The sequence below is a fragment of the Duncaniella muris genome, assembly GCF_003024805.1.
Lineage (GTDB): Bacteria > Bacteroidota > Bacteroidia > Bacteroidales > Muribaculaceae > Duncaniella > Duncaniella muris.
This window is the reverse complement of sequence record NZ_PUEC01000061.1, coordinates 1-4,413: the sequence shown is the minus strand read 5'-3', so window position 1 is coordinate 4,413 and position 4,413 is coordinate 1. Positions and strand designations below refer to the sequence as shown.

Sequence of the window (4,413 nt, the reverse complement as noted above, 5' to 3'; positions counted from 1 at the left end):
ATAAAAAGCCGATAAGACAAAATAAAATTGACCCCGTCGGCCAGAACGTTTTCAGGGGTCAATTCAAAATATTTTCAGGGGTCAATTCAACCTTGGTCTAAGGGGTCATCCGAGCCTGGGTTTTCCAGTCAAGTATCATATCCACAGCCGCCTTGACAGCCTTTATTATGTTACTCTTGCCGGAAGCGTTTGCACCATAGATAGCAACCGTTTTCAGCAGTCTTTCATTCCCGACCGCAAATGTATTGTCGGCGAGGGCACGCGCCTCCTTTGTCTGGAGGTTGGCAGCCTGCAAATCCAGAGTTATCTTCTCATTTATCGAGAAAAAGTTAGTAAGAGTTATTTCCAATATCATTTCAAATGTTGTATTTGGAATTATTTTACAAATATAACACTTTGATTTGAATTATAGGTTATTTAGTACGCGATTTTTAGGATTGCACTGCGAAAACGGATAGAGGCGTTGGCGGGTCACTGACACCATCCGACCGCATCCCGACTATGGGAGAAGGCTACACACCGGTTTGCCTCAACGCCTTGTGAGGATGCTCCGGTGACGTCGCTTCCCTCACAAGACTCCAATCGGCAAATCAGTGTGCCATACGCCTTCTCCTTATAATGAATCTGAGCCGTCACGCCACTATCCGTTTGTTCAAGCCCACGGGAGCAAGAAAGCGTATGCCGCCGATAATTACGCCCTGCTCCATGTACGGCAACATACGCATACTTGCTCTTTCCGGTGCCATTGCTTTTATCTCAACGGTTTCCATTTTTCTTATGTCTGTCGTCCAGTGTCACCCTGCGGGGCTTTGCCGCCTCTATGTTTCATGCTGAGTATAAACGAAGTTCAAAGTTTATTCGCTCGAAGTTGATTAACACGACGGTACGGGGTATTCTTTGGCATTCGCGCAAAAAAATCTCCACAGCTCCCGGTGGTCGGTAGTATTTTTTTGTGCAAGTGCCGAACACCCCTTTGCTCCCGTCGTGCCGCAGGGTCAACGAGCGAACAAACTTCAAACAGCGATTATACGCATTAAAAAAAATATCGCCTTATGACACTGAACGACAGACATATTAAAAATACGAGCTTCACACCTTCTCCAGCTCATACCGCATTAAAAAAGGCGGCTAAGGTGGTGGGGATAGCAGTCGGGGCGGTTGTCGGGATTATTCTTTGGGCGATACTCAGACCGATATTCCGAGGTGTGGGGTGGCTAATCTCAATCCTTACCGAAATAGTGATTATCTACTGGATATTAACTCTATAAAACATTACGACTATGGCAACAAAAAGACATTCAAAGACTTGGGAGCAGCAAGCCAAATACTACGAGGTTGACAACATCGCCGACTATATGATAGAAACCTATCTCAACGGCAACATATCAACATATCGTCAGCTATACTATGAACTCAGACCCGCAGGGCGAAAACTTTTCATCAGTTGGCTTTTCCATACGGAACTCAACGCCATCGAGATAGAGAAAATGATACTCGCAACACTCTAAACACATACGACTATGGCAACCACAAAAGAAAACAAAGGCACACGAGCCTTTAACGAAACCATCAGGGCTTATCTTGAAGAACGAGCCGAGAATGACCCTCTGTTCGCAGTCAAGTTTGCAAACCCATCAAAATCAGTTGAGGAGTGCGTGACATTTTATGAGTAGAGATATATTATGAGAAGTCCATTTCAAAGCGGCTTGATATCCAGATGTCTATCTTGGCTACTTATCAGATGGACTTCTCATAAAGATTTAGTGCCCCAGCTGTTTAAGCCAGGTCAACAGGTTTTTGTCATTTTCCCATTCTCTTTCTGACATTTCAGATGTTGCACCTTTATAAGCTTGCTCCAAAGCTTCCCGTTTGGCTTTGGAGTCTGCTCTCGCATATACTCCGGTAGTGACTATCGAAGCATGGCCGAGGAAGTCCCTAAGGTCTACGATATGCATGGCTCCTTTATGAAGAAGGTTCATGGCTCTGCTGTGTCTTATGCAGTGCGGGCTTATTCTTTGCGGTATCAGCCCCGGATTCAGATGTCTTGCCATGTCTGCATATCTTTTTAGTATGTAGGCGATTCCTTCTCTTGTAAGTTTTTCGCCTCTGGAGTTTTGGAACAAAGGCGATGTATGAGAAACGAGCAATTTCTGATTTTCGGACATATACTGTTTAATCAGAGATACTTGTTCCTTTGAGAGTGGTACTATACGGGCTTTGTTCCCTTTGCCTATTATTTTAATTGTATATGGTTCCGACTGAATGCGAAGACTGCCGACGATTAAGTCTGCCATTTCCTGCACTCTTGCAGCGGTATCGTACATCAGAGCCAGAAGTGCAAGATGTCGGCGCCCCATTGAGGTCGATTGATCCGGCTGTTCGAGAATAAGCTTTATACCCTCAGGAGTAAGATACTCCAACGCCTTTTTTTCTGTTTTGGCCTTAGGTATGGACATAATATTCTGCCATTGAGCCATGCGATCGACATCTTTATACATTAAAAACCGACAGAAAGACTTCACCGCAGCCAACCGATAATTGCGTGTTGCAAGACTGATGCCTTTCTCAGTCTCTATCCAGTGGAGATAATCGAGTATGTTTTCCCTTGTTATATGCTTGAGCATAACACGATTGACATTTACAGACTTTTGCTTTTCCATAAAGATTATGAAGTCGATAAATGCCACCTTATACGAGGCCAGCGTGTGCTTGCTCACATTACGGTCATGAGGAAGATACTCGCTCATAAATGAGCTTAACCGGTTTGCAAAGTCTGTCTCAGTCATCATGGCTCTTTGATTTAGATGGATAGACAAACGCGTTAATCGCAGAGCTGTTTCTTTCGATGTCGGCATATGTGTTCCGAGTAAGACGCACATAATATTCAGTGGCTTCCAGGGAATGGTGTCCCATGCTTGCAGACAAAACAGGAAGTGCCGCATAGATATTCATGCCTTTTCTGGTCATGTTCGCCAAAGCATGTACCGCATAGGTATGTCGCAGAGAGTGGACACATGGACCTCTGGAACGACCACCATATTGTATCCCGCATTTTCTCAACAGACTTCTGAAGTTGGCGTACACAGCCTTATCCGTGACGGGAGTACCGTCCAGCTTTACAAACAGGTGATGTTCCGGATTTGTGAGTCCGGACAGCGGCATTCGGTTCCTGCACTCGATGTAGTCTCGGAGTACGTCCTTCATGGTGTCATGAAGGGCTATTATTCTCTCCGCCTCTCTTTTTGTGGCGTGTATGAGTATTGTGCCGTCCTGCAGGTTGACGTCCTTATTCCTGATTGAAAGAGCTTCGCCCATTCTTAGACCGGCACTGTATAAAAGCCGGTAAATGGTAGGGAGCGCCATGAGTGGGGAGTCGGCGTTGTTCTTGTGTGCTCTTTGGCGGTCTATTTCCATCCATATGGATGAAAGTTCTGATTCCGTGAACACGTAGGGCGTAAACGTGCTATGAGGTCTTCTCATAGCTCTGGGGACATAGCATTTACAACCTCTGCGATTCATCAGAGTAAGAAGTTTTCTCCAGACCGAGACTTTGTTATAGACAGTTCTTTCACTCTCGTTAATCCTTGTTTTGAGCCAGTCGGTAATAAAACTCTCACTCACAGATGTGTCTTTCAGGCCATAAGAGCAGGCAAAATCATCAAAGGCTTTCAAGGTCCCGGGAAGATGCGTGTTGACTGCGCCTGCGGCACGCTCCATTTCCATAAGTTGAGCCATATATGGAGCCAGAACGCTTTTATAATCAGTGTCGCTCATAAAATACCCCTCCTTTCTGATTATAGAATGTGTCCGGAACAAGCGGTACTTCAAGTGCACATTGCCGGAGCGATTCCATGTCTATGGACAGATAGCTCATAGTCGACTGACAACTCTGATGGCCAAGCACCTCGGAGATGGTTTCTATCGGCGTTGATTGTTTTAGAAGCGCCGAGGCAAGAGAGTGTCTGAGTGAATGTAGGCCATGATGCTTCCCCGTGACATTCACTCCACTGAGTGTGATCAGCCTGTTTATTTGGCTGCATACTGCATAGGCAGTTAGGGAGGTATATGGAGGTCTGTGCAGTATGAACAAATTCACAGCCGATGATTTCGGACGACCATTCTTAAGATAGTCTATTATGGCATTTCCGACCTCTGGCAGAAGTGGCAACTCTATGAAATTGCCGGTCTTTACCATCTTTTTTCTGATAAGATTGCTCTCCCAGTCTATCTCATCAAAAGTCAACGTGGATATATCTGACGCACGGAGTCCGAGTCTTGAAGCCAATAGGATGATTGCATAGTCTCTTTTTCCGAGAGCGCAGTTGCGATTGACGGATTCCTCGATTTTTACGACATCTTCAGATGAATAGAACGAAGGGATTCTCTCTTTGCGCCTGACTTTGAAAGCACGAA

7 protein-coding genes are annotated in these 4,413 nt (G+C 45.3%); 3 read left to right on the top strand and 4 right to left on the bottom strand.

The genetic code is table 11. The annotated features are described in order from the left end of the window. Window positions 1-97 precede the first annotated feature (97 nt). A complete protein-coding gene (locus C5O23_RS13935) occupies window positions 98-355 on the bottom strand; it encodes an AAA family ATPase (protein ID WP_107033516.1) in 258 nt (85 codons plus the stop codon). A gap of 697 nt (window positions 356-1,052) precedes the next feature. Between C5O23_RS13935 and C5O23_RS14490 the strand changes: the two genes are divergently transcribed. From C5O23_RS14490 to C5O23_RS13920, 3 genes are read left to right on the top strand one after another with little or no spacing between them, the layout of a single operon-like run. Continuing rightward, complete coding sequence (locus C5O23_RS14490; protein ID WP_107033515.1) at window positions 1,053-1,268, top strand: hypothetical protein; 216 nt, start codon at window positions 1,053-1,055, stop codon at window positions 1,266-1,268. Between the two features lie 12 nt (window positions 1,269-1,280). Beyond that, window positions 1,281-1,508, top strand: coding sequence for a hypothetical protein (locus C5O23_RS13925; RefSeq protein WP_107033514.1), 228 nt, complete (start codon window positions 1,281-1,283; stop codon window positions 1,506-1,508). Between the two features lie 12 nt (window positions 1,509-1,520). Beyond that, a complete protein-coding gene (locus tag C5O23_RS13920) occupies window positions 1,521-1,673 on the top strand; it encodes a Cas9 inhibitor AcrIIA9 family protein (protein WP_107033513.1) in 153 nt (50 codons plus the stop codon). Between the two features lie 87 nt (window positions 1,674-1,760). Here the strand turns inward: C5O23_RS13920 and C5O23_RS13915 are convergent, their stop codons facing one another. The 3 genes from C5O23_RS13915 to C5O23_RS13905 form a co-directional block, all read right to left on the bottom strand. Further along, window positions 1,761-2,789 carry a tyrosine-type recombinase/integrase gene (locus C5O23_RS13915; protein WP_107033512.1) on the bottom strand — a complete coding sequence of 343 codons (1,029 nt, stop codon included), beginning with the start codon at window positions 2,787-2,789 and terminating at the stop codon, window positions 1,761-1,763. Continuing rightward, entirely contained in the window at window positions 2,779-3,774 is a 996-nt protein-coding gene (locus tag C5O23_RS13910; protein ID WP_107033511.1) for a tyrosine-type recombinase/integrase, read from the bottom strand. Before C5O23_RS13910 ends, C5O23_RS13915 begins: the two co-directional genes overlap by 11 nt. Then, a partial coding sequence (locus C5O23_RS13905) for a site-specific integrase (protein ID WP_153062503.1) occupies window positions 3,761-4,413 on the bottom strand: 653 nt, incomplete at its 5' end. The genes C5O23_RS13910 and C5O23_RS13905, both read right to left, overlap by 14 nt.

Excerpts from the sequence above, each read along its gene's own strand:
- C5O23_RS13920 (WP_107033513.1), top strand. The coding sequence starts at position 1,521 with ATGGCAACCACAAAAGAAAACAAAGGCACACGAGCCTTTAACGAAACC.
- C5O23_RS13935 (WP_107033516.1), bottom strand. The coding sequence starts at position 355 with ATGATATTGGAAATAACTCTTACTAACTTTTTCTCGATAAATGAGAAG.
- C5O23_RS13925 (WP_107033514.1), top strand. The coding sequence starts at position 1,281 with ATGGCAACAAAAAGACATTCAAAGACTTGGGAGCAGCAAGCCAAATAC.
- C5O23_RS14490 (WP_107033515.1), top strand. The coding sequence starts at position 1,053 with ATGACACTGAACGACAGACATATTAAAAATACGAGCTTCACACCTTCT.
- C5O23_RS13915 (WP_107033512.1), bottom strand. The coding sequence starts at position 2,789 with ATGATGACTGAGACAGACTTTGCAAACCGGTTAAGCTCATTTATGAGC.
- C5O23_RS13910 (WP_107033511.1), bottom strand. The coding sequence starts at position 3,774 with ATGAGCGACACTGATTATAAAAGCGTTCTGGCTCCATATATGGCTCAA.